Here is a 1,818-nt window from a genome sequence, read left to right on the forward strand (position 1 = left end):
GATAATGGCACCATTTGTCCGGCACTATTACGGGTTTTAAGCTGCAAAATATCTTCAGGGTTAGCACGGAAAGGCGCATCGGCTTGTGCACGAACCTGATAAACACGTCCAAAGCGGTTAAAGTCGTTAACGTACTGAGAACCTAAATAAATCTGCATAGTGTTGAAAACATCTGTCACAGCAACGCCTTGCTGTTTAGCTTTTACACGGTCCAGATCTACGTTGAGTTGAGGTACGTTAATTTGATAACTTGAGAACATTGGACCCAGTCCAGGGGCTGATTGTGCTGCTTTCATAAAGTTTTGAGCAGCATCGTTCAAGGCTGAATAGCCTAAGGCACCTCGGTCTTCAAGTTGCAGTTTAAAGCCGCCCATAGTACCTAAGCCCATTACTGGGGGTGGTGGGAAAACCGCGATATAGGCATCTTGAATAGCTGAATATTTCTGGTTGAGCGCACCTGCAATTGCATTTGCAGATAAGTCTTTTGCCTTACGTTCATCAAATGGCTTTAAAGTCACAAAGACAATACCAGCGCTAGAGCTATTGGTGAAACCATTAATTGAGAGGCCAGGGAAGGCAACAGCACTTTCTACACCAGGCTGTTTAAGTGCAGTGTCACTCATTTTACGGATGACTGCTTCGGTACGATCTAATGAAGCGCCGTTTGGTAATTGAGCAAAGCTAATCAAATATTGTTTGTCTTGAGCAGGAACGAAGCCACCCGGAACAATATAAGAAATCCCAACGGTTAAGCCTAACAGTGCTGCATAGACACCCATTGCTGATGCTTTATGGGAGATAACACGACTTACGCCTTTACCATAGTTGTCTGACGCACGTGTAAATACGCGGTTAAACAATGCAAAGAAACGCCCAAATACACGGTTCATAATACGTGTTAAGGCATCCGGTTTAGCATCATGTCCTTTCAGTAACAGCGCTGCCAAAGCAGGAGATAGGGTAAGCGAGTTAAATGCCGAAATAACCGTTGAAATGGCAATGGTCATGGCAAATTGTTTATAGAATTGCCCTGTTAAGCCTGTCATAAAGGCAAGAGGTACGACTACTGCAACAAGTGTTAAAGCAATGGCAATAATCGGTCCACTGACTTCTCGCATGGCACGGTAAGTCGCCTCCCTTGGGTTTAAGCCTGCTTCAATATTCCTCTCGACATTTTCGACGACCACAATCGCGTCATCGACGACAATACCGATGGCAAGCACCATCCCGAACAGTGATAGCGCATTGATTGAGTAACCAAAAGCGAGCATGAGCGCGAATGTACCAATAATTGAAACCGGTACGGCAAGCAATGGAATGATTGAGGCGCGCCATGTTTGTAAAAATAAAATAACAACCACAACAACCAGTGCAATTGCTTCAAGTAGGGTATGAACGACTGCTTTAATACTGGCACGTACGAATTGAGTCGGGTCATAAACAATGTCGTATTTAATTGAAGATGGGAAATCTTTTGAAAGCTCCTTCATCGTGCTACGCACTTGATCGGAAACTTGTAAAGCGTTGGCACCCGGAGCTTGGAAAATTGGAATTGCGACAGCTTGTTTATTATCGAGTAATGAACGTAAGCCATATTGTGAAGCTGCGAGTTCAACACGTGCAACATCACCCAATCGGGTGACTGCACCGTCGGGAGCAGTTTTTAAAATGATATCGGCAAATTCTTGCTCAGTGGTTAAACGACCTTGAGCATTGACCGAAAGCTGTAAAGGTGAATTACTTGGTGATGCACCGATTGTACCCGCTGCAACCTGAATGTTTTGTTCACGGATTGCATTCACAATTTCGGTCGCGGTG

General features: G+C 44.6%; 1 pseudogene. It reads right to left on the reverse strand.

The window, feature by feature from the left end:
- A pseudogene (adeG, locus tag VXQ92_RS16530) lies at window positions 1-1,818 on the reverse strand (multidrug efflux RND transporter permease subunit AdeG); the annotation flags it as partial.

It is taken from the genome of Acinetobacter sp. 228 (assembly GCF_048147885.1).